This is a genomic window from Lysobacter sp. 22409 (assembly GCF_052045105.1).
GTDB classification, from domain to species: domain Bacteria; phylum Pseudomonadota; class Gammaproteobacteria; order Xanthomonadales; family Xanthomonadaceae; genus Lysobacter; species Lysobacter antibioticus_B.
In genome coordinates this window covers 173,580-197,199 of record NZ_JBQEOE010000004.1, presented here as the reverse complement: position 1 = coordinate 197,199, position 23,620 = coordinate 173,580, and the positions used below count along the sequence as shown (strand labels likewise).

The window sequence follows — 23,620 nt, the reverse complement described above, 5'->3', positions numbered from 1 at the left end:
CCAGCGGCCGCGGCTTGGCGATGGCTTTCACCGTGGCGGCCTTGGCCGCGGCGCCCGCCAGCGCCGACGCCGTCGTCGCCAGCATCGCCGCCGACACTCCGCCGCCGCTGTCGGCGCGCGGCGGACGGAAGGCGAACGCCATCGGCAACTGCGCCGAGGCGAAACCCTGCGACAGGATCAGCCCGGCCTCGGCCGGGCCGACGAACAGCAGGCCTTGCGGACGCAACAGCCGCTTGAGAATCCCGACCGTGCGCACCTGGGTATCGGCATCGAAATAGATCAGCAGGTTGCGGCAGAAAATCGCGTCGTACACCGCCTCGCCCGGCAGGAAAGCGACATCGAGGACGTTGCCCTGGATGAAGTTGACCCGCGAACGCACCGTCTCCGGCAACTGCCAGCCGCCCGCCACGGCAGCGAAATGGCGCTCGCGGAATTGCAGCTCGCGGCCGCGGAAGGAGTTGCTGCCGTACAACCCGCGCCGCGCCTTCGCCAACGCGCGCTCGCTGATGTCGACCGCGTCGATGCTGAGCCGCTCGAGCGGAAAGCCGGCGTCGTACAGGGCCATCGCCATCGTGTAGGGCTCTTCGCCGGTCGAACACGGCAGGCTCAGCAGGCGCAGACGCTCGCCGGGGTGGGTCGCCGCCCATTCCAGGCCGTAGCTGCCCGACAAGGCGCTGAAGGCCTGGGTATCGCGGAAGAACCAGGTCTCCGGCACCACCACCGCTTCGATCAGTTCCTGCTGCTCCAGCGGCGAGGCGCGCAAGGTCTGCCAGTACTCGCCGAGCTGCTTGCATTCGCAGGCGGCCATGCGGCTGGCGACCGCGCGTTCGACCACGGTCGGGCCGATGGTGCTGGCGTCCAGCCCCATGGTGTCCTTGAGCCATTGCTGGAAGCCGCCCGGCTTCATGCGCTTTCGACCGAGGCCTGGAACAACAGCTCGCGCACCGAATCGGGCAGCAACTGCTCGATCCGCACCCACTGGATCAGGCCCTGCGCATCGGCGGCGACCGGCCCCAGATACGGCGCCTGCGCCGCATCGACACCGGCCGGAGCGAACTCGGCGGCCTCGCGCCGCACCGTTTCCAGCACTTGCTCGGCGATCAGGCCGAGCTTGCGGGTAGCGCCGTCGCTGGCCGGGTAGTTCACCACGATCACCCGCGTGCTCAACAGCGCACGCGCGGGACGCCCCAGCGCCAACTGGCACAGGTCGATCAGCGGCACCGGTTCGCCGCGGTAGTCGAAGGCGCCGGCCACCGCCGCGGGCGCCTGCGGAATGGCTTTCGGGTTGACCAGGTTCAGCACCGACACGACCTGCGCCGCTTCGATGGCGTAACGGTCCTGGTCGAGTTGGAAGACAAGGAAAAGCACGGCATCGTCCTCCCGGCTGCGTCTGGCTGTCCGAAGCGGCGGCGCTTACGCCAGCAACTTGAACTTGGAAACCCCGTCGCGCAGCCCGGCGCTGACCTGGTGCAGTTCGTCGATCGCCTGGTTGGACTGCTTCAAGGCGTCGACGGTCTGTTGCGCGGCCTCGCTCAACTGGCCCAGGGCCAGGTTGATCTGCTCCGCGCCGGCCGCCTGCGCCTGCACGCCTTCGTTCACCACCTCGAAGCGCGGCACCATCGCCTGCACGTGTTCGATCACCTGCGACAACTGGCCGCCGACCTGCTGCACGTCGCTGGTGCCGCGGCGGACTTCTTCGGAGAACTTGTCCATGCCCATCACGCCGGCCGACACCGCCGACTGGATCTCGCGCACCATCTGTTCGATGTCGAGCGTCGCCACCGCGGTCTGGTCGGCGAGGCGGCGGATTTCCACCGCCACCACCGAGAAACCGCGGCCGTATTCGCCGGCTTTTTCCGCCTCGATGGCGGCGTTGAGCGAGAGCAGGTTGGTCTGGTCGGCGACCTTGGTGATGGTGGTGACGACCTGGCTGATGTTGCTGGCCTTCTCGGCCAGCACCGCGAGCTTGGCGCTGATCGCCGCGGTCGCGTCGATCATCCGGCCCATGGTCTCCTCCATCTGCGCCACGCCGTGCTGGCCGTCGCCGGCCAGCGAGGCGGTCTGCTCGGCGCTGCCGGCCACCGTGCCCATGGTCCGCGCCAGTTCCTTCGAGGTCGCGGCGATTTCGCGCGAGGTCGCGCCGATCTCGGTGGTCGTCGCGGCGATCTGCGCGGCGGTGGCCTGCTGTTCGCGCAAGGTCGCGGTGATCTCGTTGATCGAGGAATTGACCTGGATGCCGGAGGTCTGGATCTGCCCGACCAGTTCCGCCAGCTCGCCGCTCATGCGGTCGTAGCCCTGCGCCACGGTGCCGAATTCGTCGCTGCGCGAGAACCCCAGGCGCTGGCTGAAGTCGCCCTTGGCCATGACGTCGGCAGCGCGCGCCAGCCGGTGCAGCGGCAGAGTGATCGCCTTCAATAGGAAGAAGCCGGCCAGCACCGCCGCCAACACCGCGCCGACGAAGGTCAGGCCGATGCCGAGCTCGGCCGATTTCACCGCCGCGTCGATGCGGTTGCCGGATTCGACCGACTCGTTGTAGTTGTACTGGATGATGCGGGTGATGGTGTCGACCGCCTTGGCGAAGATCGGCTCGGCGCGCGTGCGCATCGCCTCCTGCAAGGCCGCCGAACCGGCCTCGCCGGCCCGGATCAAATCCGGCTGCAGGGCGAACAGCGACGCACTGGAACCGGCCAGGGCGTCGAGATTGCGGCGATCCTCGGTCTGGGTGACGGTGGCGCGATAACGGCCGATCGCCTGCTCGAAGGCGGTCCGACGCGTGCGCAAGAGCTCCTGCGCTTCGGCGCGCTGGCTCGCGTCGGCCGAGGACAATCCGTTGATCGCGGTGTAGTAGGCGTGCCACTCGGTTTCCATCTGCCCGGAGGCATACAGCCCGGGAATGGAGTCCGCGCGCAGCCGGCTTTCTTCGGCCTGCACGTGCAGCAGCCGCTGCAGGGCGATGCCGCCCATCACCACCATCGCCACGATGATCACGGCGAAGCTCAAGATGATTCGCTGCCGAATCGTGATGTTATTCATGACCGATCCCCGTGTATGCCATGAAGCATTACCTATCTGGGCAGTGATTGTGAGGACCGCCTGTCGCGGACGAAGCCCCAGTGTAGAGACGCGCTTCGCCCCTGCCCACCATCACGGCTGCGAACGGACGGACCGACTTGAACCGGCCTTCGGACTATGACCTCGCCTGGTCCGCACCGCCGTGAAAAGCCAACGGCGTCTCACTATGCGTCGACCCGAGAGTGTCGCGGCCCTAATCTACACCCGGCTCCGGATCGCGCAGGTTCGGTAACGGCGGCCTTCGCGCCATGAGCGGCGAAGCGATCGGCGAAAAGACGGGCGGATGCGGCGGACGCCGGACCGGGAGCGAACGCAGCCCGGTCGGCCGATCCCCTGGCCGTCGGCGCCGCCGGCTCAGTCCATTTCGGCCGCGGCCTCGCGGCCCTGCTGACGGATCAGCGCTTCGTCGCGCGCATCGTTGATGGCGTGGCGGACGCTGTCGAGGTCGACCGCGGACTCGTCGTGCACGAACACGCCGGTCAGTTCGCTGTCGGGACGCAAGTCGCCGGCTTCGAACAGGGCCCACATTTCCTCGGCGTACCAGGTGTCCAGCAGCTCCGGCGCCCAGGCGCCCAGGCTGGCGGTCAGGTTGTTGACGTCGCGCAACAGCATCTTGCGCGCGGCGTTGTTGCCGGCGGCGCTGACCACCTGCGGGAAATCGATGATGACCGGACCGTCCGGGGCAACCAAGACGTTGTACTCGGACAAGTCGCCGTGGATCAGGCCGACGCAGAGCATCTTGACCACCTGCCGCACCAGGAAGCGGTGGAAGCCGCGGGCCTGCTCCGGCGCCAGCTCGACCTCGCCCAGACGCGGCGCGGAATGGCCGTCGGCGTCGGTGACCAGCTCCATCACCAGTACGCCGTGGTAATAACCGTACGGTTCGGGCACGCGCACGCCGGCATCGCGCAACTGGTACAGCGCCTCGACTTCGGTGTTCTTCCAGGCGGTTTCCTGCTGCTTGCGCCCGTACTTGGTGGCCTTGCCGATCGCGCGCGCCTCGCGGCTGCCGCGCACCTTGCGCCCTTCCTGGTACTGCACGCGCTGCTGGAAGCTGCGTTGCGCCATGTCCTTGTAGACCTTGGCACAGCGCACGTCGTCGCCGGAACGCACCACGTACACCGCGGCCTCCTTGCCGCTCTTGAGCGGGCGCATGACCTCGTCGATCACGCCGTCGTCGATCAGCGCCTGCAATCCGGGTGGAGTCTTCATGTAGTCCTGTGGGGGGAAACGGCGCCGGCTGAGGGGGAATCCCGGCGTAACAGGCGTATATCTTTACACTTGGCGACCCCAGTATCGAATTCCGTCATGTCCGATCCCGTCCGCCTCGACAAACGCCTCGCCGAACAAGTCCCCTGTTCGCGCACGGACGCCCAGCAATACATCGAGGGCGGCTGGGTGTCGGTGGATGGCGAAATCGTCGAGGAGCCGCAGACCCTGGTCTCGACCCAGACCGTCGAGCTGGCCGCGGACGCCCGCCTCGAGCCCATCGAGCCGGCGACGATGCTGTTGCACAAACCGGCCGGCCTGGACCTCAAGGACGCCGCCAGCCTGGTCACGCCGGCCAGCCATGCGCCCGGTGACCTGTCCGAGGTGCGCCGGCTCAAGCGCCATTTCCATCGCCTGACCCCGCTGGTCCCGCTCGACCGCGACGCCAGCGGGCTGGTCGTGTTGACCCAGGACGGCCGCGTCTGGCGCCGCCTGACCGAGGACTACGCCCAGATCGAACAGGAGTTCGTCGTCGAAGTGGCCGGCGACCTGCTGCCCTACGGCATGCAGAAGCTCGCCCACGGCCTGAGCTACCAGGGCCGCGCGCTGCGGCCGTGCAAGGTCAGCTGGCAGAACGAAACCCGCCTGCGCTTCGCGATCAAGGACGTACAGCCCGGGCAGTTGCGCGACATGTGCCGCCAGGTCGGGTTCGAGGTGGTCTCGATCCGCCGCCTGCGCATCGGCCGCATCTCGTTGAGCAAGATGCCGGTCGGCGAATGGCGTTACCTGCCGGTCGGCGAACGCTTCTGAGGCGCGGGCTTCCGTCGACGGCCTACGGGACTTACACAACCCGCCTTTTCGTAAGCCTCTCCTTTTTAATCCGCTCCCTTTGCAAAGGGGGGCGGTCGCCTGCATCGTTGGGCTGAGCAGCGTTGCAACTGCGCTAGGGGATTTACCCGCAGCTCGCCGCTATGTGGCCGGCGCGGAAGCAAATCCCCAAGGCGAGGCGTTACCGCCATTCGCGCCACGAGGAACTCGTCGATGCCTTGCATCGCTGGCGAGTGCCCGGCTGAGACCGGGCCAAATCCGATGCGCCGAGCGCATCGATGCGAAGCCACCCATCGCCGGACCATGTTTTTTATTTACACGGCCGGAATTCGGCCACCTGGCTCTTCGCCCACACTTCAGAGTGTGTACTTCGCAGCACATAACCAGCTTCCGAATTCGATCGGAAACGCCATGCCGCTCATCGGAAAATCGAAAAAAACACCAGTAAATACTTGCGATTCCAGCTTTCAAAACGGCCGCACCCCGGCGCTGCGATGTCCGCGGCATGTTTAAGCTTGATGACTCGGGCATCCGGAAAAACACATAACAATAAATTCTAAATAAATCTCAAGAAAGTTAGCTACATTCGCCGCAACGATTCATGTGCTATCGCCACAAGCTCCACCGATACGGCAGCGGGCCCTCCTGCGGCCCCTCGTCGAACCTCCGAGCATAGAGCGAGCAAGCACACCCTCCGCGACAGGAGTGCAGCAGGCGATGCTCGCTTTCATTACCGACGCCGTAGGCGGCGCGCAGTCATTCACGCAACTCAAGGACTCGTGCATCGCGCACGAATCGGGTGCGCCGATATCAAGACCGACACCGCCCCCTCACTCGCCTAATGCATACGCAGCGCCAGCGCACTCGGTGCGACATGAGCGCGCCCCAACCGTCCCGCATGCGAGTCCGGCCGCAATGAAGAACGACCCGCTCCTGAGTTTCGCGCCAGCCTGGGCGGGCCTGCATGGATCGCGAACATCGTGGCGCCACCGCTACAGCCTCGGAGTAAGAGTCATGAAGATCGTCAAGTCGCTGCGACGCTGGGGAGCGCTGCTGCTGTTGGCACTGCTACCCCTCCAGGTTATGGCCGCCGCACCGGGTGGCTACACCTACTACGAGTTCGACCCCGCCATCACCGGGTTCGATTCGATGAATTACGGCATCACGGTGGAATCCGATCCCGGCCCTCGGGCCAACGTGTTCTGGGCCAATCAGTTCTGGCTCGTCGGCTATCCCGGCGGCTATACCGGCATGCAACGCCACTCCCAACTCGGCGGCTATCTCCTGCTTTCGATCTGGGGCGCGACCGCAGGCCGGGTCGGCAGCCCGGGCAGCAGTTGCGGCCCGTTCGACGAGTTCGGCACCGGCTACAGCTGCCACATGGTTTACGACTGGAAGGTCGACCACACCTACCAGTTCCACCTCGCACACGAAGGCGGCGGCTGGTTCGGCGTCACCGTCACCGACCTGACCACGGGCGCCTCGGTGAAGATCGGCAGCGTGCTCACAGCGGCCACCCAGATCTCACCGAAAAACATGACCAACTGGGCCGAATACTGGGAATGGAACTGGCCGGAGTCGAACTGCTACAACCAACCCTATAGCCGCGCGGAATTCCTGTTGCCGATCGGCAACACCGGCACCGCCTCTCCTCGCGTCGCCAGCATCTCGCGCAACTATGTTCCGGGCTGCTACGGCCGCATCGACACGCTGCCGATCGGCACCGTGCATCACTACGCCATCGGCAACTCGCCGCGCGGTGCGGTGACCGATACCGGCGGCCTGTGCCTGGATGCCAAAGGCGGCGCGACGACCAGCAACGTCCCTGCGCAAAGCTTCGCTTGCCACGGCGGCGACAACCAGGCCTGGGTACACGGCGTCGATCGCACGCTGCGGCTGCGCTCCAACCTGTGCCTGGATGTGGCCAACGGCCAGACCGCGCCGGGCTCGCCGGTGATCGTCTTCAGTTGCCATGCCGGCCGTAACCAACAGTGGAATCGGGTCGGCAACCAACTGCGCAACGATCTGTCCGGCCTGTGCCTGACCTCGGCGGGCGCAGCGACGCAACTCACGATCCAGGCCTGCACCGCGCAAACGAACCAGAACTGGCAGATTCCCAAGCCCGCGCCCTGAGCGGCCGGCTCCTGGCTGTCTGGCCGGGATGCATCGCCGATGCCCCGCATCGGCGATGCCCGGCGACACCGCACGAACGCGCCCGGCCGCGCTGGGAGCGAATGCCGACGCAAGCAAACCAAAGACCCGCTCATGACTTACGCGCCAGCCTGAGCGGCCTGCATGGACGGCGAACGCCACGGCGCGAGTACTGCTACAGCATCGGAGTAAGAGCAATGAAGATCGTCAAGCCGTTACAACGCTGGGGAGCGCTGCTGCTGTTGGCATTGCTGCCCTTGCAGGTCCCCGCCGCCGCACCTGGCGGCTATACGAACTACAAGTTCGACCCCATCGTCACTGGGCTGGATTCGGTCGATTTCGCCATCACGGTGAAGTCCGACCCCGGCCCTCGTTCCAACGTGTTCTGGAGCAATCAGTTCGGACTCGTCGGCTCCCGCGCCGGCGGCTATACGGGCATGCAGCGGTTGTCGGGCACCGACGGCTACTTCCTGTTCTCGATCTGGGCGGCGACCGCCGCGAAAGTGGGCAGCCCCGGTACGGTCTGCGGTCCCTTCGACGAGTTCGGAGCCGGCTACAGCTGTTACATCAAGCGCGCGTGGAAGCAGGATCATACCTTTCAATTCCATATCGAACAGGAAGGCGGCGGCTGGTTCGGCGTCACCATCAACGACCTAACCGACGGCACCTCGTTCAAGCTCGGCAGCGTGCTTACCGATGCGACCCAGATTTCCCCGAAAGGCATGGTGAACTGGGTCGAATACTTCGAATGGAGCTCGCCGTCGGTGAGTTGCTACAACCAACCCTATAGCCGCGCCGAGTTTCTGCTGCCGTCCGGCAACGGCGGTACGGCCATGGCCAGCATCACGACCACGAGTATCCCGGCCTGTAGCGGCCGCATCGACCAGACCCCGACGGGCAGCGTGCATCAGCACGCGATCGGCAACTCGCCGCGCGGCCCGATCGTGCATTCCGGCAATCAATGCCTCGATGCCTACACCTACCAAAGCGGCGTCCAGCCCATCCTCGCCAGTTGTCATGGCCTGGATAACCAAGCCTGGGTCTATGGCGCGGACAAAACACTGCGCACCGCCTCGAATCTATGCATCGACGCCTACAACGGCGGCACCACGGCAGGCACGCCGATCTACGTCTACACCTGCCACGGCGGCGCCAATCAACAGTGGAACCGGGTCGGCAGCGAATTCCGCGGCGTCCCGTCGGGCCTGTGCCTGCGCGCCGCGGGGGCCGGTTCCGACTATCACCTGACCCTGCAACGCTGCGAACAGGGTTGGCAGATCCCGCTCGCGACGCCTTGACCGAAGAGGCGGCCCGACCGGGTCTGGCCGCCTCCATTCTCTGCATGACACGGGAGGGCGATCGCCGTCGTTTGCATCGACACCGTGAATCAGGCGAGCAGTAGTTCCTGGCTCCTCCCGGCCTGCCGGCCTGCCGGCCTGCCGGCCCAAAATACCGGCGAACCGCAAGTTCTGGTGTTTCTGCGCATGCCGGCCGCCGCAGCCGCAGCTCAATTCAACGCGCTATTCCCGCGCAGTTGCGCGACCACCAGGTCGACGAAGGTGCGAACCTTAGGCGAGGCGTAACGCCCTTCGCGATGCAGCACGTGCACGGGCAGCGACGAATGCCCGTACTCGCCCAAGACGATCTTCAATTGCCCGGAAGCGAGGTGCGGCGCCACCTGGTAGGACAGCAGCCGGGTGATGCCGAAACCCCGCACCGCCGCCTCGATCGCCGCATCGTTGGTGGTAACGATCAGGCGAGGCTTTATCCGCACCGATAAAGCCTTGCGGCCGTCGCCGAACTTCCATTCGGTGGACGGGCTGATGCCGAGCGCGGAAATGATGTCGTGCCGAACCAGGTCGGCGGGAGTCTTCGGCAAACCTTGCCGGCGCAGATACTCCGGCGATGCGCACAAAAGCCTGCGCACCTGCGCCACCTGGATGGCCTGCAGGCTCGAATCGGGCAGCGCGCCGATGCGCACGCCGACGTCCAGCCCCTCTTCGATCAGATTGGCCACGCGATCGAGAAACAGCGCCGACACCTGGGTCGCGGGATAGCGCTGCAGGTACTCGACCACGATCGGCAGCACGAACAACTTGCCGAATTGGACCGGCGCGGTAACGGCCAGATGCCCGCGCGGTTCGGCGTTGATGCCGGCGGCGGCTTCATCGGCTTCGTCGACCTCGGCCAGGATCCGGCGCGCATCGTCGAGATAGCGCTGCCCCGCTTCGGTGGCGCGGACGAAGCGGGTGGTGCGATCGAGCAACTTCACCGCAAGCCGTTCTTCCAGGCCGGCGATCGCCCGCGTCACCGCCGGCGGCGACAGGCCCAGCTTGCGGGCGGCGCGGGCGAAGCTTTCCTCTTCGGCGACCGCGACGAACACCGTCATCAGGTGCAGTCGATCCATCTGGATTATTCCTGTAATCGCAATAATGAATTTTGCGACCCGGTGATTCTTATGGCAAGCGAAATGGCGGACAGTGTCGCCACGCCGAAGCCCACAGCAACCGATACCAGGCCTCGCCGGACCGGATCACTCCCCTTCCTTATCGACACTGGACACCCCCATGAGCCGCATCGCCGTCATCGACCGCAACACCGCCGACACCGAACAACAGCAGTTGCTGGACGCCATCCAACGCGAACTCGGCACGGTGCCGAATTTCCTCAAGGTATTCGCCAACTCGCCGGCCGCCCTGCGCGCCTTCCTCGGCCTGCACGGCATCGCCAAGGAGGGCAGCCTCGACCTCCAGACCCGCGAACGCATCGCCCTGGCCCTGGCCCAGCAGAACGCCTGCGAGTACTGCCTGTCCGCCCACACCGCCCTGGGCCGCAACGCCGGTTTGAACGGCGACGAGATCGCCGCCAACCGCGCCGGCGGCAGCCAGGACGCCAAGGCCGCGATCGCGGTGAAGTTCGCCCGCTCGCTGGTGGAGCACCAGGGCGAAGTCACCAGCGCCGAGATCGTCGAAGTGCGCGAGGCCGGCTTCAGCGATGCCGACATCGTCGAGATCATCACCCACGTCGGCATGAACCTGCTGACCAACATCCTCGGCAAGGCCAGCCGGGTCGAAATCGACTTCCCCAAGGTAGCCTTGGCCGCCTGAGCGGCGGCCCCCAGGCCGCGCGCCACCACGATCACCAGAACCAGGGCCGGCGGCGTAGCGTCGCCGCCGGCTGGAGCACGCCATGAGCCGCGCATTCGCCGATATAACCTTCACCCCCAGCGTCAAAGACGCGCAGCAACGCCACGGCAGCCGCGAGGCCAATCGCGCCTTCGAGCTGGCCGAGGATGCGCGCGACTCGATCGGCGAGCGCGAGGCCGAATTCATCGCCGAACGCGACAGCTTCTATCAGGCGACCGTGTCCGAAACCGGCTGGCCCTATGTTCAGCATCGCGGCGGCCCGGCGGGCTTCCTCAAGGTGCTCGATGCCAAGACGATCGGCTTCGCCGATTTCCGCGGCAACCGCCAATACCTCAGCGTCGGCAACCTCGCCGCCGACGGCCGCATTTCGCTGATCCTGATGGACTACCCGAATCGGCGCCGGCTCAAGATCTGGGGCCGCGCGCGCATCGTCGACGAAAGCAGCGACGCCGCCCTGATCGCACGGCTGGAAGTGCCCGCATACCGCGCCCGGGTCGAACGCGGCATCGTCATCGAGGTCGAAGCCTGCGACTGGAATTGCCCGCAACACATCACCCCGCGCTACACCGAGGCCGAGATCGAACGCATCGCGCCGACACGGCCGGCGCCGCCGCCGGAGGAAAAACCGCGCGCCGCCGAGGCCGCGGTCTGGGGCGAGGGCCCGCTGGAACTGGTCGTCGCCGGCGTCAGGCAACTCACCGCACGGGTGCGGGCCTACGAACTGCGCCATCCGCAAGGCGATGCCTTGCCGGCGGTCGCCGCCGGCGCGCATCTGCGCGTGCCGGTGCAACTGGACGGCAAGACCGAGCTGCGCCATTACTCGATCAGTTCCGACCCTTCGCGGCGCGATGCCTACGAGATCGCGGTGCTGCGCGAAGACGCCGGGCGCGGCGCGTCGAAAGCCCTGCACGCGGGATTCGAGCTGGGGCTGCGCCTGCGTTGCGAGCCCGCGCGCAACGATTTCGCGCTGAGCGAAGACGCGCGCCCCGTGGTCCTGATCGCCGGCGGCATCGGCATCACCCCGATCAAGGCCATGGCGCACACGCTGGCGCGGCGCGGACAGCCGTTTCAGATCCACTATGCCGGCCGCGGCCTGCGCGAACTGCCGTTCCTGGAGGCCTTGCAGGCCGAGTTCGGCGAACGGCTCACTTTGTATCCGGCCGATCAAGGGCGGCGTCTCGACCTGCACCGGCTGTTGTCGGCTGCGGCAGCGGATACGCTCGTCTATGCCTGCGGCCCCGCACGCCTGATCGATGAGCTCAACGCGACCGCGGCTACGCTCGGAATGAGCGACCAGGTGCGGATCGAACGTTTCGATGCGGCCGCCCGGCCCGACGACCGCGCCATCGAGGTCGAGTTACGCCGTTCCGAGCGGCGGATCCGCGTCGCCGGCACACAAACCATCCTCGATGCGCTGTTGCAGGCCGGGGTGAGCACGCCATCGGACTGCAGGGTGGGCAATTGCGGCACTTGCGCGATCAAGGTGCTCGACGGAGTACCCGAGCATCGCGACAACGCCCTCAGCGCCGCCGAAAAAGAGCGTGCCTCCTTGATGTGCATTTGTGTCTCGCGGGCGCATTCCGAACATCTGGCGCTGGATCTCTAGCGCGTCGCCGCGGCACCCCACCCTCGTTTGGATCCGCCGGTCCTTGCGATCGCAACGATCTCCCCCACTCTACCGAGAACCGTCATGCTTCGATTGTCTGTCGCCCTGCTGAGCGCCGCCCTCGCGGGCGCCGCACTTTCGTTCCTCCCCCTCTCGGCCGAGGCTTCCGCCATTGCGGAGACTCTGCCGCCCATCGCCGAGCGTCCAATGACCACCCATCACCATATCGCCGTCGACGGCACCGAACTGTTCTATCGCGAGGCCGGCCCCAAGGACGCACCGGTCATCGTGCTGCTGCACGGCCTGCCGAGTTCCTCGCACATGTTCCGCGAGCTGATGCCGCTGCTCGCCGACCGCTATCGGGTCATCGCGCCGGACTACCCCGGCTTCGGCGCCAGCGCCACGCCCTCGCCGGCCGAGTACGACTACAGCTTCGATCGGCTGGCGCAGAGCGTCGACCGCTTGCTGCAGGCACTCAAGATCCAGCGCTACAGCCTCTACCTCTTCGACTACGGCGCGCCGGTCGGCTTTCGCCTAGCCGTCGAGCATCCGGAACGTATCCAGACGCTGATCGTGCAGAACGGCAATGCCTATGACGAAGGCATGGGTACGTTGTGGGATCCGTTGCGCGCTTATTGGAAGGAGCCCACCCCACAGCGCTCGAACTTGCTCGCGGAAAAACTGCTGAGCCTGGCCTCGACGAAATGGCATTACCTCGAAGGCGTGCGCGACCCGTCGGCGATCGCACCGGAGAACTGGCTGCTCGACCAGGCCTTGCTCGACCGGCCGGGCGTGCAGGACATACAGCTGCGTCTGCTCTACGACTACGGCTCCAATCCCGGCAAGTACCCGCAATGGCAGGCCTATTTCCGCGAGCGTCAGCCGCCGATGCTGGTGCTGTGGGGCAAGAACGATCCGATCTTCCTCTGCGCCGGCGCCCACGCCTACCAGCGCGACTTGCCGAAGGCCGAGGTGCATCTGTTCGATACCGGGCATTTCGCCCTCGAAGAAGACGCGCAGCCGATCGCCCTGCGCATCCGCAGCTTCCTGGGCCGCCACCTAGGCGAGTCGCAGGCCAGCCAAGACTGACGGATACGGATACGGATACGGATACGGATTCGGATACGGAACCGGATTCGGAACCGGATACGGAACCGGCGCCGCTGCGGTGTCCGCGGCGGCGCCGGCTTGATCGCTGCGCCGTCCGATCCGTGCGAATCGCCGGATCGCGGACGACAGATCAGCCCTTGGGCAACAGCAGCTTGCAGCTGCGGATCGCGGTCTGCGCCGCCGCCACGTCGGCGTTGCGGCGGTAGTGATAGCCGCCCTTGAACGCACCCATGAGGATTTCCTTCTCGATGTAGGCCACCTCGCCGGCCGCTACCTCGAAGCTCAGCGGTTCCTTGCATTTGCCGTCGCCGCTGAGCACGTGCTGGCCCGGCTCGAGCACCAGTCGATAGAAGCAGTAACCGCGGGTCTGGCCGATCGGCTGGCCGTCGAGCACCACGTCCATGCCAACCAACACCGCGACGAACTGCTTGCGGTAGAGGTAGATCACGCCCTTGCCGGGCTCGGGCTGGAAATTCAGTGCCGCCGCGGTTTCCGCCGGCGTCGCCTTGCGGGTGGCCTGGTTCTTGAACGCGAACAACCAGATCAGATAGACCACGAAGCCGAGGACCAGCAGTCCGATCAGCCAATTGAAGAAGTTCGAGCCGCTCGCCATCGAAGCCATAACCCGGCCGACGATGGCGCCGACGATGATCAGCGGAAGGATTTTGAGAAAACTTGCACGACCTTGTGCCATGACGATCCTGAAGCGTTATGTGGGCCGACAGCATAGCCAACCGCAGCCGCGGCCACAGGCACGCGATCGGGCGGCTGCCGTCGGCAGCATGTCGGGGCGGCCCGGGCGATGACGTCCGCGGCCGTCGCCGTCACGGCGCCAGGGCCATCTTCTCCGGCGACACCAGGGCATCGAGTTCGGCCGCGATCTCCGCCGCGACCGCCACCGGCACACCCCAGTAATCGAAGATGCCGCCGTCGCGGCGGTTCTGCCCGCAGGTCACGAACACGCCGGTGCCGAATTTGCGCTTGAGCCGCGAAGCCAGCCAGCCGACGAAACCGCTGTTGTCGACGCGGCTCGGAAAATGAAAGCGGAACAAGGCGAACAGATCCTCGGCGGGGTCTGTGCAGGGCACCAGCTGACTCCAGACTTCATCGTCGCGCACCAGGGCCAAGGCATCGGCACGCACCGCGCCCGGGAAGTCGGCCAATGGGAACTCTAAAAAAGCGTAGGTGCCCGGGTAGACCTGCAGACGCGCCTGCTTGGTCACGACCAGCAAGCGCGTGTTGGTCTGTTCGATCGTTTCCCGCGATATGTCTACCACTGCAACCTCCGGCGGCCGCTGCCGGCCCGATGATGGATTCGTCTGCCCCGCTCCGGCCTCGACCGCCTCACTCCAGCCAGCGCCGGATGCGCTCGTAGACCTGCGGGTCGCCGAGCAGGTCGAGATGATGCAGGCCATGGCCGACCCATTGCCGCGACTTGGGAATGCGCAGGTCGAAGGCCGGGTCGGGATGATGCCCCAGCGCGCTGGCGACCGGCACCAGGCCGTCGCCGCTGAGCCTGTCGATGCCCGCGTCCTTCGCCGCAGCGTTCTTGTCGGTCGAAACCGCCACCGCGTAACTGCGCACGTGCGCGGGTAGCGGCACCGGCGTGCGCGCATCGCGGCGTCCGTCGCCCTCGTGCCTGGGCTTGCCCCAATCCGCGTCGAGCAGGTTGCCGTGGCGCAGGTCCTGGATGCCGGCGCTGCGGATCTTGCCGAGCCGTGCGAACGGCGCGGTGTAGGGGCTGCGTCCGATCAGCATGTCGAACCAACTGCCGGCGCGTTCGAGCGGCGCACCGTGATGCGGCGTGCCGAGAAAAATCAGGCTGTCGAGCCGCTCCGGCCAGCGCAGCCCGGCGCCGGCGGCGGCATGGCAGGCGCTGCGCGCGACCAGGCCGCCCATGCTGTGGCCGACGATGGACAAGCGCTCCACCGGCACCGGCCACTCGCGCAACAGGCGCTCCAGGCGCGCAGCGAACTCGCGGCCGTTGCTGGAGATGTGGCGGCCGCTGTTGTAATGCAGATAGACCGGCGTCCAACCGGCATCGCGCGCCAATGCCGCGGCATGGTCGTGGCCGTTCCAACGCCATTGCAGGTCGTTCATGCACAGGCCGTGCACCATCACCAACAGTTTTCCGGTGGCCTGCGGACAGGCTGCGGCCAAGGCCTTGCGCCCCAGCCGCAAGGGCGTGCCGTCGCAGCGCACACGCATGCGGATCGCCAGCGGGTTGGCGGTCGCGGCCAGATGATCGCCGAGCACGCCGTTGAGCGCGGAGATCACGCCGTCGCGCTGCGGTAGCGAGTCGATCCGGTCCAGCAGCGGCGCGAACTGCGCGAGCGCCAGATCGAGGCCGTCGCCGACGAAACGGGCGATGCCCCGCACGCTGCGATAAACCAATCCGCTGATGCCACGGGTCGGATCGCGCACCGGCGCGCCGAACGGGCCCGGCAAAGCGACGATGGTGGCGTGGACGGATTCGACCAGGTCGACCACCCCGGTGATTGCGTCGATGGTCAGGCGGCCGATACCGCGCAGGTCCGCACCAGGGCCGTTGCCTGTGTCGGCCGGGGACGAGCGTTTCGGCATGAGCATCCAACGCGCGGCAACGGGACCGCCAGCCTAGCGCAGTCGATGCCGACGGCGCATTCTGGCGTACGGTGACGACGCGGATCGACCCGGCCTGCGTCGGCCCGCCCCGCGAGGAGACGACAAACGATGAACGACACCCACTTCGAAGGCGGCTGCCTGTGCGGCGCGATCCGCTATCGCGCGACCGCCGCGCCGTTGCGCGGGGTGATCTGCCACTGCGGCCTGTGCCGCCGCCATTCCGGCGCGCCGGCGCTCGCTTTCGTGCATTTTCCGGCCGAGGCCTTCGCCTGGCTCGCTTCGCCGCCAACCTGGTATCGCTCTTCCGAATACGCCGAACGCGGCTTCTGCGCGAACTGCGGCAGCACCCTCGGCATGCGCGAAAGCGTGTTGGCCGATCGCGTGCAAGTCTGCATCGGCAGCCTCGACGAGCCGGAACGGGTAGGCGTCGACGACCACGTCTGGACCCGTTCGCAGTTGCCTTGGTTCGATACCGCCGACTCACTGCCCCGTTTCAGCAAGAGCAGTTCGGCGGTACCGTCCAAGGCCTAGGCGCCGTCGCGCGACGCCAGGCCCGCATCACCCGCTCAGGGCTTCGGCGCGATCATGCTCTGGAAATAATCGATCCCCTGACCCCAGGCGCCGCCGTGTTGCTGGGCGATCTTCTGCACCTGCGCGCCGGTGGCGCCCTTGCTCCAGTCGCCCTGCCATTCCAGCATCACCGCCAGCCAGGTCACCGGCACCGCGCCGGCCTGGATCATGCGCTGCACCGCCATGTCGTGCGATTCGTGCGAGACATCGCCGCTGGCGTCGACGACCACGTAGACCTCGTAGCCGTCGCGCAGCGCCGACAACACCGGCAAGGTCACGCAGCTGTCGGTCCACAAACCGCTGACCAGCAGCTTCTTGCGGCCGGTCTTGCGCACGGCCTCGCGGATGCGCGGGTCCTGCCAGGGGTCGATCGCGGTGCGGTCGTAGGGCACCAGCTCCGGACGCGCCTGGGTCAGTTGCTTGAAGAACGGGCCGCCGAATTTCTCGGCGCTGATCGTCGCGTACAGGGTCGGCACTTCGAAGGCCTTGGCCGCCTTGCTCAAGCCCTCGGCGTTGTTGATCAGCTTGCCGACCTCGATCGACTGCACCGAGAACACGAACTGCGGCTGGTAGTCGACCATCAGCACGACGCTGTTTTCCGGGGTCAGCGGGGTGCGGATGTCGGCATGGGCCGGCAGGAACGCAGCGGCGAAGAGCAAGCTCGCGGCGATCGACCGCCGCATGAAAGCCGTGGACAAAGACATGACGAATTCCCATCGCAGCACTGGAGGCCGATTGGCCGGTGCCGGATACGGTACGCATGCGCGCCGATGACGACGGCGCCAGTTCCCGCGATTTCGCTGGAGCCAGTGGCGCGATGCCAGCGAAGGCATTCAAGGACAGGAGCGGCTTGCCGCCCCTGTCCTCGAGTCGATCAAAGACTGCGGAACAAAGACCCGATCAGCAGCAGGACGAAGCCCAACGCCGCCAGCCAGAACGCGAAGCCCGCGAGGAACGGCAGATAGCCCAGACGCGCGGCGATGCCGGCGCCGCCGGCCAGCAGGGCAATGAAGAAGATGGGAAAGCTGGGCGGGGTCAGACGCATAGGGAACCTCAATGACGGAAGACGGATGCAGGTGCGCGCCAGTTTTGCGCTGGTTCTCGCTGGCTTTGGGCTGGCTTGCGCTAGGCCCGGGCGAGGCTGGCGATGAGGGCGGCGATCACGGCCAAGATCGACGCAACCGTCAAGGCGGCCACCAGCGAGGCCGACGGCGCACGCCCGTGATCGTCTTGCGGAGTTTGCTTGTCCGATTTGCCACTCATGCCGTTGGCTCCTGCCATGCCGATACCTGCATGAGGGAATGCACACGAATCGTGCCAACGGCGCAGACGCGCGAGAGCCACCAACGGCGTGCTCAGCGACACAAAGCACACTAGTCGGCGGAGGCGTCAAAACCGCTTATCACGTCACATTTTGACCTGCGCCGTCCGCAATCACAGACGCTGTCACAGCCGGATTCGCCGTCGGTTCTCGACTCGGTGGCATAAGCACATAACCGCAACGGCGGGTCGCGCCCTCGCGGCCGCCTTACAATGCCGACCGCCTCACGGTTTGCCGGGTGATAGTGTGGCGGTCCGACGCCCGGCTTCGGAGTGGCGCCGTGCCGCGCCGCACGGCCTCGCCTCTCCCGCACAGCCACGCCCACGACGGTCCATGATCCAATTCCAGCAGGTCCATAAATCGTTCCGCGTCGGCGGTCACGAGGTGCCGGCCTTGCTGCCGCTCGATCTCGACATCGTCGAAGGCGAGGTGTTCGGCATCATCGGCCACTCCGGCGCCGGCAAATCGACCCTGATCCGGCTGATCAACGGCCTCGAGCGCCCCAGCGGCGGCCGCGTGCTGGTCGACGGCGAAGACGCCAGCGCGCTCGACGGCGCCGGCCTGCGTGCCCTGCGCCAACGCATCGGCATGATCTTCCAGCACTTCAACCTGCTGTCCTCGCGCACGGTAGCGGCCAACGTCGCCTTTCCGTTGGAACTGGCCGGCACCCCGCGCGCCGAGATCGCCGCCCGCGTCGCCGAGTTGCTCGCCCGCGTCGGCCTGAGCGCGCACGCCGACAAGTACCCGGCGCAGCTGTCGGGCGGGCAGAAACAGCGCGTCGGCATCGCCCGCGCCCTCGCCTGCCGCCCGCGCATCCTGCTCTGCGACGAAGCCACCAGCGCGCTCGACCCGCAAACCACCGCCTCGGTGCTGGCGTTGCTGGCCGAGATCAACCGCGAACTCGGCCTGACCATCGTCCTGATCACCCACGAGATGGAAGTGATCCGCCGCGTCTGCGACCGCGTCGCCGTGCTCGACGCCGGCCGTCTGGTCGAAAGCGGCCCGGTCGCCGACGTATTCCTGCACCCGCGCCATCCGACCACGCGCCGCTTCGTCTCCGAGGCCGAGCATGTCGACGAAGGCGGCCTGCATCGCGATTTCGCCGCCGTGTCCGGGCGTTTGCTGCGCCTGACCTTCATCGGCGAGCACACCTACGAACCCCTGCTCGGCCGGGTCGCGCGCGAGACCGGGGTCGACTACAACATCCTCGCCGGCCGCATCGACCGCATCAAGGACACGCCGTACGGCCAGCTCACCATCGCCCTGGTCGGCGGCGACAGCCATGCCGCCATCGCCGCGCTCGGCGCGGCCGGTGTGCACGTCGAGGAGATCGCGCGATGAGCCCGAACCCCGGTTGGTTGCAACACCTCGACGCCGGCAAGTGGGCCGAGATCGGCCAGGCCACGCTCGACACCTTGCTGATGCTCGCCGGCGCCCTGCCGCTGACCCTGCTGATCGGCCTGCCGCTCGGCATCGCCCTGTTCCTGACCGGCCCGCGCCAGCTGCGCGCGCAGCCGCGCCTGTACGGCGTGCTGTCGCTGGTCATCAACATCCTGCGCTCGGTGCCTTTCATCATCCTGATGATCGTGATGATTCCGCTGACCCTCGCGGCGATGGGCACCTCGCTCGGCGTGCGCGGCGCGATCCTGCCGCTGGTGGTCGGCGCGGCGCCGTTCTACGCGCGATTGGTGGAAACCTCGCTGCGCGAAGTCGACCGCGGCATCATCGAGGCCTGCCAGGCGATGGGCGCAACGACGCGGCAGATCGTGTTGCGCGCGCTGCTGCCCGAAGCGCTGCCCGGGCTCATCGCCGGCGCCACGGTGACCACCGTCGCCCTGATCGGCTATACCGCCATGGGCGGCGCGATCGGTTCCGGCGGCCTCGGCGACCTCGCCTACCGCGACGGCTATCTGCGCTCGCATACCGACGTGGCGGTGGTGACGGTGCTGCTGTTGCTGCTGCTGGTGCAGGCGCTGCAGACGCTCGGCGACAAACTCGTGGCGCGCTTCAGCCGACGCTGAGCGGCCGCTCCAAGCTATCGAATCGATCGAGGACGCAAGATGAAAAAGCTGATGGCCATCCTGGCCCTGACCGCCGCAGGCCTGAGCGGTTGCGGCGGCGGCAACGACCCGGCGTCGCAAAAGCTCACCGTCGCCGCCACCGCGGTGCCGCACGCGGAAATCCTCGAAGTGGTGAAGCCACTGTTGGCCAAGCAGGGCGTCGAACTCGAGGTGCGCGTGTTCAACGACTACGTGCAGCCCAACGACCAGGTGGCGCAGAAGCTGCTCGACGTCAGCTATTTCGAGACCGAGCCCTATCTCGATTCCTACAACCGCAGCCGCGGCACGAAGCTGACCACCATCGTCGGCGTGCACATCGAGCCCTTCGGCGCCTACTCGCGCAAGTTCAAGTCGCTCGACGCGCTGCCGCAGGGCGCCGACGTGGTCATCCCCAACGACCCGAGCAACAACAGCCGCGCCCTGATCCTGCTGCACAAGTCCGGGGTAATCCAGCTGCGCGACCCGAACGATGCGCTGGCGACCCTGCGCGACATCACCGCCAACCCCAAGCAGCTCAAGTTCCGCGAACTCGATGCGGCGATGCTGCCGCGCATCCTCGACCAGGTCGACCTGGCGTTGATCAACACCAACTACGCGCTCGACGCCGGCCTCGACCCGACCAAGGACGCGCTGGCCATCGAAGGCCGCGACTCGCCCTACGTCAACTTCCTGGTCGGCCGTCCGGACAATCGCGACGACCCGCGGGTCAAGAAGCTCGCTGCGGCGCTGACCGGCCCCGAGGTCAAGAGCTTCATCGAGAAGAAGTACCGTGGCGCGGTGTTGCCGGCGTTCTGAGCACGCCCGACTCGCCTCGCGTGTCGCCGGCACGCGAGGCGACTCCAACCCACTCGGGTCCGCCAACGGCTGCGCAATGCAGCCGGAGCGACAGCGTCACGCATCGACCTGCTAAGCCATGGCATCGGCCCCGCGATGCGTGCGGATAGAAGACTCATCGACGCAAGCGCAAGATGCGCGGCGAATTCGCGCCCGATCGCGAACGGGCAAGCAATGCCCGGAGTCGCCGATCCGGGCCGGCCGCCTTCGTCTCCGGCCCGCCCATTCAGCCATCCCGACATCCGGCCCTCGGCCGGTACAGCGCCGGCCTTGGCCCAGGCGTTTCCGAAACTGGGTCCGAAGTTTCACAACCGATGAGATCGGCGCCCGAACCGAGATTGACCGTGCTCCCAGCCGCCCCGTATAGCTGGCGCGCGGGCCGCCGGGCTCGGTCGCTAGCGTCGAGCGCCCCGGCTTGCTGCATGGAACTTCCGCAAGTCACATCACAACGAGGGATTGTTATGAAGAAGACGATCGAGATATTCATCATCAAGTCGCGTCCGGTCTTGATCGATGCCACCAAGGCGATCACGGCCCAGGGCATCACGCCGGTGCTGACGCCGCAGGAGAAAGAACTCCTGGAGAAGCTGGCGAAGTAACCGGGCCGCATCGCGCGGCCGACTCCGGTGCGCCGGCGGCCTGCCGCGAGCCGCGACGAGCCATCAACCGCCATAAGCGATTCGGCGCCGACCCTGGACCTTGCCTAGGACCTTGCGTATCGCCGGCCCGCAAGCGGGCGGATTCGCGGGGACCGCCATCGTCGAACGACTCGGCGCGTCGCACCAACCTGCAACGACACCACCTCAAAGGGACCGTATGAAGAAGCTCATCGGCACGACCATCGTCAAGTCCGTCCCGCACCTGCTCCTCGCCAACAAGATCGAGCAGAACCAGGACGTCAAACCGGCGCCGACGCCGGAAGAGAAAGCCATCCTGGACAAGCTGGCGAAGTAAGCCCGGCTTCCATCCCGAGCGAACGGGCGGCACGAACCCAGGTTCGTGCCGCTTCGTTCCGGCCCCCCGCAAGGAGCGACTGCATGATTCCGCTGGAGCGAGAGCGATCGCTGGCCGACGCCGAACGCGTCATCCGCAGATTCGTAAGCGAGCAGGGCTGGCGTATACGCACCCAGACGCACGGCGAGCGCTTGCAGTCCACCGTCTGCACCCTGCACGACGGCGACGACGAGGTCATCGCCAGCGGCTTCGGCAAGGGCGACGGCGAGGCGGCCCGGGTCGGCGCCATCTACGAAGCGGTCGAGCATCTGTACACCAACGCACCGCCTGCCGGAGAACGCATCGATTTCGTACGCTCGATCGATCTGTTCCGCGACCCGCGCTATGCCGGGCTGCCGTTCCTGTCGGCGTTCGCGCAGAACCCGCAGCAGCGTCTGGCGTGCCGAACCTATCGCCCCTTCTTCGGCGACGCCGCCGACGTGCCGGTTCCCTTGTTTCTGACGTTTCCGAACTACCTGGACCAACTTCCGGCCGAGGACGACTTCGACTACTCCAGCGTCATCCGCTATGGCTCCAACAGCGGCATCGCGATCGGCGCCAGCGTCGAAGAAGCCGCGGTGCACGCGATCGGCGAATTGGTCGAGCGCGATTCCTGGTCCTTGTTCCTGGTCGCGCACTACCTCGGCGAGCCGGCCAGCCTCGGCAGCGTGATCGATCCGCGGTCGCTGCCGCCGCAGGTCGCCGCGATCCACCAGGCCGCCAGCGCTCAGCTCGGGCGCGGCATCGTCCTGATCGAGGTGACCAGCGACCTCGGTTTCCCCGCCTTCATCGCCACCACCGACCGGATTCTCGACGACGAAGTGGTGTACCCGAGCGGCTTCGGTGCGTCCTTGTACGCCGCCCATGCTGCCATCCGCGCATTGACCGAACTGGTGCAATGCGTCGGCATCCGCGAGCAGTTGCCGAGCATGCACGAGTACAGCCGCCTCGCCCTGGAGGCGCTGGCCGAGTACCCGAAGCTCAGGGACTGCGCTTACTTCCAGGTATCGGCCGAGCGGCTCGAAACGGTCGAATGGTCGCATCCGACGCGCGAGGTCCAGACGCCCAAGGCGCTGCTGCGCGAGATGGTGACCCTGCTGCAGCACAAGGGTATCCACCTCTACCACGCGATCAACCATCGCCAGGGCGATGACTTCTGCGTGGTCAGTTGGGTGTCCTTCGAGCTCGAACGCTTCCTGCTGGTCGCCTCGGGCATCGCCATGGCCCCCGGCAAACGCGGCATGGATCTGCTGGCCGGCAAGCTGCAGGTGCCGGCGCTGGAGCGCACCGACTAGTCAGCGCTGGAGCAGGAAACCGAGCACCGCGCTCATGAACTCGGCCGGGCATTCGACGTTCGACAGATGCACCGCCGGCAGCACCAGCAGGCTCGCGCCGGGCACGCTCGCGGCGATGGCCTCGCCGTGGCTGGCCAGGGTCACCGTGTCGTAGCGGCCGGCGATCACCAGGGTCGGGCGCGCCACCCGCTCGAGCGTCGGGCGCATATCCAGATCGCGCACCGCCGCGTAATTGCCGGCCAGGCCGCGCGGATCGGTGGCGAGCAACATGCCGCGGAAGGCCTGGATCGCCGGCCCGTTCGCCTCGCGCAGCGCCGCCGGGAACCAGTTGCCGAGAAACATCTCGGCGGTGTCGGCCATGTCCTCGACGCCCAGCACTGCGGCGATCCGCTCCGCCCATTGCCCGGCCGGCCCCAGATAGGCCGAGGTATTGCTCAGAATCAAACGGTCGATGCGCTCGCCGGCATGCACGCCGAGCCACTGCCCGATCATGCCGCCGAGCGACAGGCCGAGAAAATGCGCGCGTTCTATGCGCAGGGCGTCGAGCAGGTCGATCACGTCGCGGCCCAGGCGTTCGAGCGAGTACTCGCCCGCGGGCACGCCGGACGCGCCGTGGCCGCGTGTGTCATAACGCAGCACGCGGAAATGCCGCGCGAGTTCCGGCACTTGCGCATCCCACATATGCAGATCGGTGCCGATCGAGTTGGACAGCACGAGCACCGGGCGCTCGGCCGCGCCGTCGAGGCGGTAGGCGATGCGCACGCCGTCGCTGGCGTTGAGGTAAGACAGGTCGTTCATGGCGATGCTCCGTTCGGATAGGC

Annotated in this window: 25 protein-coding genes (1 of these 25 running past the window's edge); 13 read left to right on the top strand and 12 right to left on the bottom strand. The window is 66.8% G+C overall.

What is annotated here, in order from left to right; translation table 11 throughout:
- The 4 genes from ACTJJK_RS03810 to ACTJJK_RS03795 form a co-directional block, all read right to left on the bottom strand.
- A protein-coding gene (locus ACTJJK_RS03810) for a CheR family methyltransferase (RefSeq protein ID WP_440729516.1) crosses the window boundary here: on the bottom strand, positions 1-808 show its 5' portion. 167 nt of this gene lie to the left of the window's left edge; only the first 808 of its 975 coding nucleotides appear in the window; its start codon is at positions 806-808; its stop codon lies off the left edge, out of view.
- Between the two features lie 95 nt (positions 809-903).
- Entirely contained in the window at positions 904-1,368 is a 465-nt protein-coding gene (locus ACTJJK_RS03805; RefSeq protein WP_031370068.1) for a chemotaxis protein CheW, read from the bottom strand.
- 45 nt (positions 1,369-1,413) lie between these two features.
- Positions 1,414-3,033, bottom strand: coding sequence for a methyl-accepting chemotaxis protein (locus tag ACTJJK_RS03800; RefSeq protein ID WP_031370069.1), 1,620 nt, complete (start codon positions 3,031-3,033; stop codon positions 1,414-1,416).
- A 393-nt stretch (positions 3,034-3,426) separates the two neighbouring features.
- Complete coding sequence (locus ACTJJK_RS03795) at positions 3,427-4,284, bottom strand: PA4780 family RIO1-like protein kinase (RefSeq protein WP_031370070.1); 858 nt, start codon at positions 4,282-4,284, stop codon at positions 3,427-3,429.
- Positions 4,285-4,380: 96 nt separating this feature from the next.
- Between ACTJJK_RS03795 and ACTJJK_RS03790 the strand changes: the two genes are divergently transcribed.
- The 3 genes from ACTJJK_RS03790 (at position 4,381) to ACTJJK_RS03780 (ending at position 8,558) form a co-directional block, all read left to right on the top strand.
- Positions 4,381-5,091, top strand: coding sequence for an rRNA pseudouridine synthase (locus ACTJJK_RS03790; RefSeq protein WP_440729507.1), 711 nt, complete (start codon positions 4,381-4,383; stop codon positions 5,089-5,091).
- 1,032 nt (positions 5,092-6,123) lie between these two features.
- A complete protein-coding gene (locus tag ACTJJK_RS03785) occupies positions 6,124-7,242 on the top strand; it encodes a ricin-type beta-trefoil lectin domain protein (protein ID WP_440729506.1) in 1,119 nt (372 codons plus the stop codon).
- Positions 7,243-7,457: 215 nt separating this feature from the next.
- Positions 7,458-8,558, top strand: a complete 1,101-nt coding sequence (locus ACTJJK_RS03780; protein WP_051884261.1) for an RICIN domain-containing protein — start codon at positions 7,458-7,460, stop codon at positions 8,556-8,558.
- Between the two features lie 209 nt (positions 8,559-8,767).
- Here the strand turns inward: ACTJJK_RS03780 and ACTJJK_RS03775 are convergent, their stop codons facing one another.
- Complete coding sequence (locus ACTJJK_RS03775) at positions 8,768-9,667, bottom strand: LysR family transcriptional regulator (RefSeq protein ID WP_031370074.1); 900 nt, start codon at positions 9,665-9,667, stop codon at positions 8,768-8,770.
- A gap of 160 nt (positions 9,668-9,827) precedes the next feature.
- Between ACTJJK_RS03775 and ACTJJK_RS03770 the strand changes: the two genes are divergently transcribed.
- The 3 genes from ACTJJK_RS03770 (at position 9,828) to ACTJJK_RS03760 (ending at position 13,101) form a co-directional block, all read left to right on the top strand.
- A complete protein-coding gene (locus ACTJJK_RS03770; RefSeq protein WP_031370075.1) occupies positions 9,828-10,367 on the top strand; it encodes a carboxymuconolactone decarboxylase family protein in 540 nt (179 codons plus the stop codon).
- An 82-nt stretch (positions 10,368-10,449) separates the two neighbouring features.
- A complete protein-coding gene (locus ACTJJK_RS03765) occupies positions 10,450-12,012 on the top strand; it encodes a 2Fe-2S iron-sulfur cluster-binding protein (protein WP_031370076.1) in 1,563 nt (520 codons plus the stop codon).
- A 207-nt stretch (positions 12,013-12,219) separates the two neighbouring features.
- Positions 12,220-13,101, top strand: coding sequence for an alpha/beta fold hydrolase (locus tag ACTJJK_RS03760; RefSeq protein ID WP_440729505.1), 882 nt, complete (start codon positions 12,220-12,222; stop codon positions 13,099-13,101).
- A 151-nt stretch (positions 13,102-13,252) separates the two neighbouring features.
- On the opposite strand, the gene ACTJJK_RS03755 is transcribed toward ACTJJK_RS03760, so the two are convergent.
- The 3 genes from ACTJJK_RS03755 to ACTJJK_RS03745 all read right to left on the bottom strand — a co-directional run bounded on the left by ACTJJK_RS03755 (position 13,253) and on the right by ACTJJK_RS03745 (position 15,705).
- Positions 13,253-13,816, bottom strand: a complete 564-nt coding sequence (locus tag ACTJJK_RS03755) for a DUF2846 domain-containing protein (RefSeq protein WP_031370078.1) — start codon at positions 13,814-13,816, stop codon at positions 13,253-13,255.
- A gap of 130 nt (positions 13,817-13,946) precedes the next feature.
- Positions 13,947-14,399: a DUF6196 family protein gene (locus ACTJJK_RS03750; RefSeq protein WP_031370079.1), complete on the bottom strand. Its 453-nt coding sequence runs from the start codon at positions 14,397-14,399 to the stop codon at positions 13,947-13,949.
- Positions 14,400-14,466: 67 nt separating this feature from the next.
- Entirely contained in the window at positions 14,467-15,705 is a 1,239-nt protein-coding gene (locus ACTJJK_RS03745) for an esterase/lipase family protein (protein ID WP_223620772.1), read from the bottom strand.
- 129 nt (positions 15,706-15,834) lie between these two features.
- Here ACTJJK_RS03745 and ACTJJK_RS03740 point away from each other — a divergent pair, with 129 nt between their 5' ends.
- Positions 15,835-16,257: a GFA family protein gene (locus ACTJJK_RS03740; protein WP_036147740.1), complete on the top strand. Its 423-nt coding sequence runs from the start codon at positions 15,835-15,837 to the stop codon at positions 16,255-16,257.
- Between the two features lie 35 nt (positions 16,258-16,292).
- On the opposite strand, the gene ACTJJK_RS03735 is transcribed toward ACTJJK_RS03740, so the two are convergent.
- The 3 genes from ACTJJK_RS03735 to ACTJJK_RS03725 all read right to left on the bottom strand — a co-directional run bounded on the left by ACTJJK_RS03735 (position 16,293) and on the right by ACTJJK_RS03725 (position 17,577).
- Positions 16,293-17,000, bottom strand: a complete 708-nt coding sequence (locus ACTJJK_RS03735; protein ID WP_051884263.1) for a hydrolase — start codon at positions 16,998-17,000, stop codon at positions 16,293-16,295.
- A 170-nt stretch (positions 17,001-17,170) separates the two neighbouring features.
- Entirely contained in the window at positions 17,171-17,341 is a 171-nt protein-coding gene (locus tag ACTJJK_RS03730) for a hypothetical protein (protein WP_161786050.1), read from the bottom strand.
- Between the two features lie 80 nt (positions 17,342-17,421).
- Positions 17,422-17,577, bottom strand: a complete 156-nt coding sequence (locus ACTJJK_RS03725) for a hypothetical protein (RefSeq protein WP_440729504.1) — start codon at positions 17,575-17,577, stop codon at positions 17,422-17,424.
- Between the two features lie 373 nt (positions 17,578-17,950).
- Between ACTJJK_RS03725 and ACTJJK_RS03720 the strand changes: the two genes are divergently transcribed.
- From ACTJJK_RS03720 to ACTJJK_RS03695, 6 genes are all read left to right on the top strand, one after another.
- Positions 17,951-18,958 carry a methionine ABC transporter ATP-binding protein gene (locus ACTJJK_RS03720; RefSeq protein ID WP_031370083.1) on the top strand — a complete coding sequence of 336 codons (1,008 nt, stop codon included), beginning with the start codon at positions 17,951-17,953 and terminating at the stop codon, positions 18,956-18,958.
- Positions 18,955-19,638, top strand: coding sequence for a methionine ABC transporter permease (locus ACTJJK_RS03715; RefSeq protein WP_031370084.1), 684 nt, complete (start codon positions 18,955-18,957; stop codon positions 19,636-19,638). Before ACTJJK_RS03720 ends, ACTJJK_RS03715 begins: the two co-directional genes overlap by 4 nt.
- A 39-nt stretch (positions 19,639-19,677) precedes the next feature.
- On the top strand, positions 19,678-20,472 hold the full coding sequence (locus ACTJJK_RS03710; RefSeq protein WP_031370085.1) for a MetQ/NlpA family ABC transporter substrate-binding protein: 795 nt from the start codon (positions 19,678-19,680) through the stop codon (positions 20,470-20,472).
- Between the two features lie 500 nt (positions 20,473-20,972).
- On the top strand, positions 20,973-21,110 hold the full coding sequence (locus tag ACTJJK_RS03705) for a hypothetical protein (RefSeq protein WP_161786052.1): 138 nt from the start codon (positions 20,973-20,975) through the stop codon (positions 21,108-21,110).
- Positions 21,111-21,327: 217 nt separating this feature from the next.
- Complete coding sequence (locus ACTJJK_RS03700; RefSeq protein WP_161786053.1) at positions 21,328-21,465, top strand: hypothetical protein; 138 nt, start codon at positions 21,328-21,330, stop codon at positions 21,463-21,465.
- An 83-nt stretch (positions 21,466-21,548) separates the two neighbouring features.
- Positions 21,549-22,799 carry a YcaO-like family protein gene (locus ACTJJK_RS03695; RefSeq protein WP_440729503.1) on the top strand — a complete coding sequence of 417 codons (1,251 nt, stop codon included), beginning with the start codon at positions 21,549-21,551 and terminating at the stop codon, positions 22,797-22,799.
- Here ACTJJK_RS03695 and pcaD read toward each other — a convergent pair whose 3' ends face one another.
- Complete coding sequence (pcaD, locus tag ACTJJK_RS03690; protein WP_440729502.1) at positions 22,800-23,597, bottom strand: 3-oxoadipate enol-lactonase; 798 nt, start codon at positions 23,595-23,597, stop codon at positions 22,800-22,802.
- Between the last annotated feature and the right edge of the window lie 23 nt (positions 23,598-23,620).

Bases quoted from the DNA above. Each gene is read 5' to 3' on its own strand.
- ACTJJK_RS03800 (WP_031370069.1), bottom strand. From the start codon at position 3,033: ATGAATAACATCACGATTCGGCAGCGAATCATCTTGAGCTTCGCCGTG.
- ACTJJK_RS03795 (WP_031370070.1), bottom strand. From the start codon at position 4,284: ATGAAGACTCCACCCGGATTGCAGGCGCTGATCGACGACGGCGTGATC.
- ACTJJK_RS03790 (WP_440729507.1), top strand. From the start codon at position 4,381: ATGTCCGATCCCGTCCGCCTCGACAAACGCCTCGCCGAACAAGTCCCC.
- ACTJJK_RS03785 (WP_440729506.1), top strand. From the start codon at position 6,124: ATGAAGATCGTCAAGTCGCTGCGACGCTGGGGAGCGCTGCTGCTGTTG.
- ACTJJK_RS03780 (WP_051884261.1), top strand. From the start codon at position 7,458: ATGAAGATCGTCAAGCCGTTACAACGCTGGGGAGCGCTGCTGCTGTTG.
- ACTJJK_RS03775 (WP_031370074.1), bottom strand. From the start codon at position 9,667: ATGGATCGACTGCACCTGATGACGGTGTTCGTCGCGGTCGCCGAAGAG.
- ACTJJK_RS03770 (WP_031370075.1), top strand. From the start codon at position 9,828: ATGAGCCGCATCGCCGTCATCGACCGCAACACCGCCGACACCGAACAA.
- ACTJJK_RS03765 (WP_031370076.1), top strand. From the start codon at position 10,450: ATGAGCCGCGCATTCGCCGATATAACCTTCACCCCCAGCGTCAAAGAC.
- ACTJJK_RS03760 (WP_440729505.1), top strand. From the start codon at position 12,220: ATGACCACCCATCACCATATCGCCGTCGACGGCACCGAACTGTTCTAT.
- ACTJJK_RS03755 (WP_031370078.1), bottom strand. From the start codon at position 13,816: ATGGCACAAGGTCGTGCAAGTTTTCTCAAAATCCTTCCGCTGATCATC.
- ACTJJK_RS03745 (WP_223620772.1), bottom strand. From the start codon at position 15,705: ATGCCGAAACGCTCGTCCCCGGCCGACACAGGCAACGGCCCTGGTGCG.
- ACTJJK_RS03740 (WP_036147740.1), top strand. From the start codon at position 15,835: ATGAACGACACCCACTTCGAAGGCGGCTGCCTGTGCGGCGCGATCCGC.
- ACTJJK_RS03735 (WP_051884263.1), bottom strand. From the start codon at position 17,000: ATGTCTTTGTCCACGGCTTTCATGCGGCGGTCGATCGCCGCGAGCTTG.
- ACTJJK_RS03730 (WP_161786050.1), bottom strand. From the start codon at position 17,341: ATGCGTCTGACCCCGCCCAGCTTTCCCATCTTCTTCATTGCCCTGCTG.
- ACTJJK_RS03725 (WP_440729504.1), bottom strand. From the start codon at position 17,577: ATGGCAGGAGCCAACGGCATGAGTGGCAAATCGGACAAGCAAACTCCG.
- ACTJJK_RS03720 (WP_031370083.1), top strand. From the start codon at position 17,951: ATGATCCAATTCCAGCAGGTCCATAAATCGTTCCGCGTCGGCGGTCAC.
- ACTJJK_RS03715 (WP_031370084.1), top strand. From the start codon at position 18,955: ATGAGCCCGAACCCCGGTTGGTTGCAACACCTCGACGCCGGCAAGTGG.
- ACTJJK_RS03710 (WP_031370085.1), top strand. From the start codon at position 19,678: ATGAAAAAGCTGATGGCCATCCTGGCCCTGACCGCCGCAGGCCTGAGC.
- ACTJJK_RS03705 (WP_161786052.1), top strand. From the start codon at position 20,973: ATGAAGAAGACGATCGAGATATTCATCATCAAGTCGCGTCCGGTCTTG.
- ACTJJK_RS03700 (WP_161786053.1), top strand. From the start codon at position 21,328: ATGAAGAAGCTCATCGGCACGACCATCGTCAAGTCCGTCCCGCACCTG.
- ACTJJK_RS03695 (WP_440729503.1), top strand. From the start codon at position 21,549: ATGATTCCGCTGGAGCGAGAGCGATCGCTGGCCGACGCCGAACGCGTC.
- pcaD (WP_440729502.1), bottom strand. From the start codon at position 23,597: ATGAACGACCTGTCTTACCTCAACGCCAGCGACGGCGTGCGCATCGCC.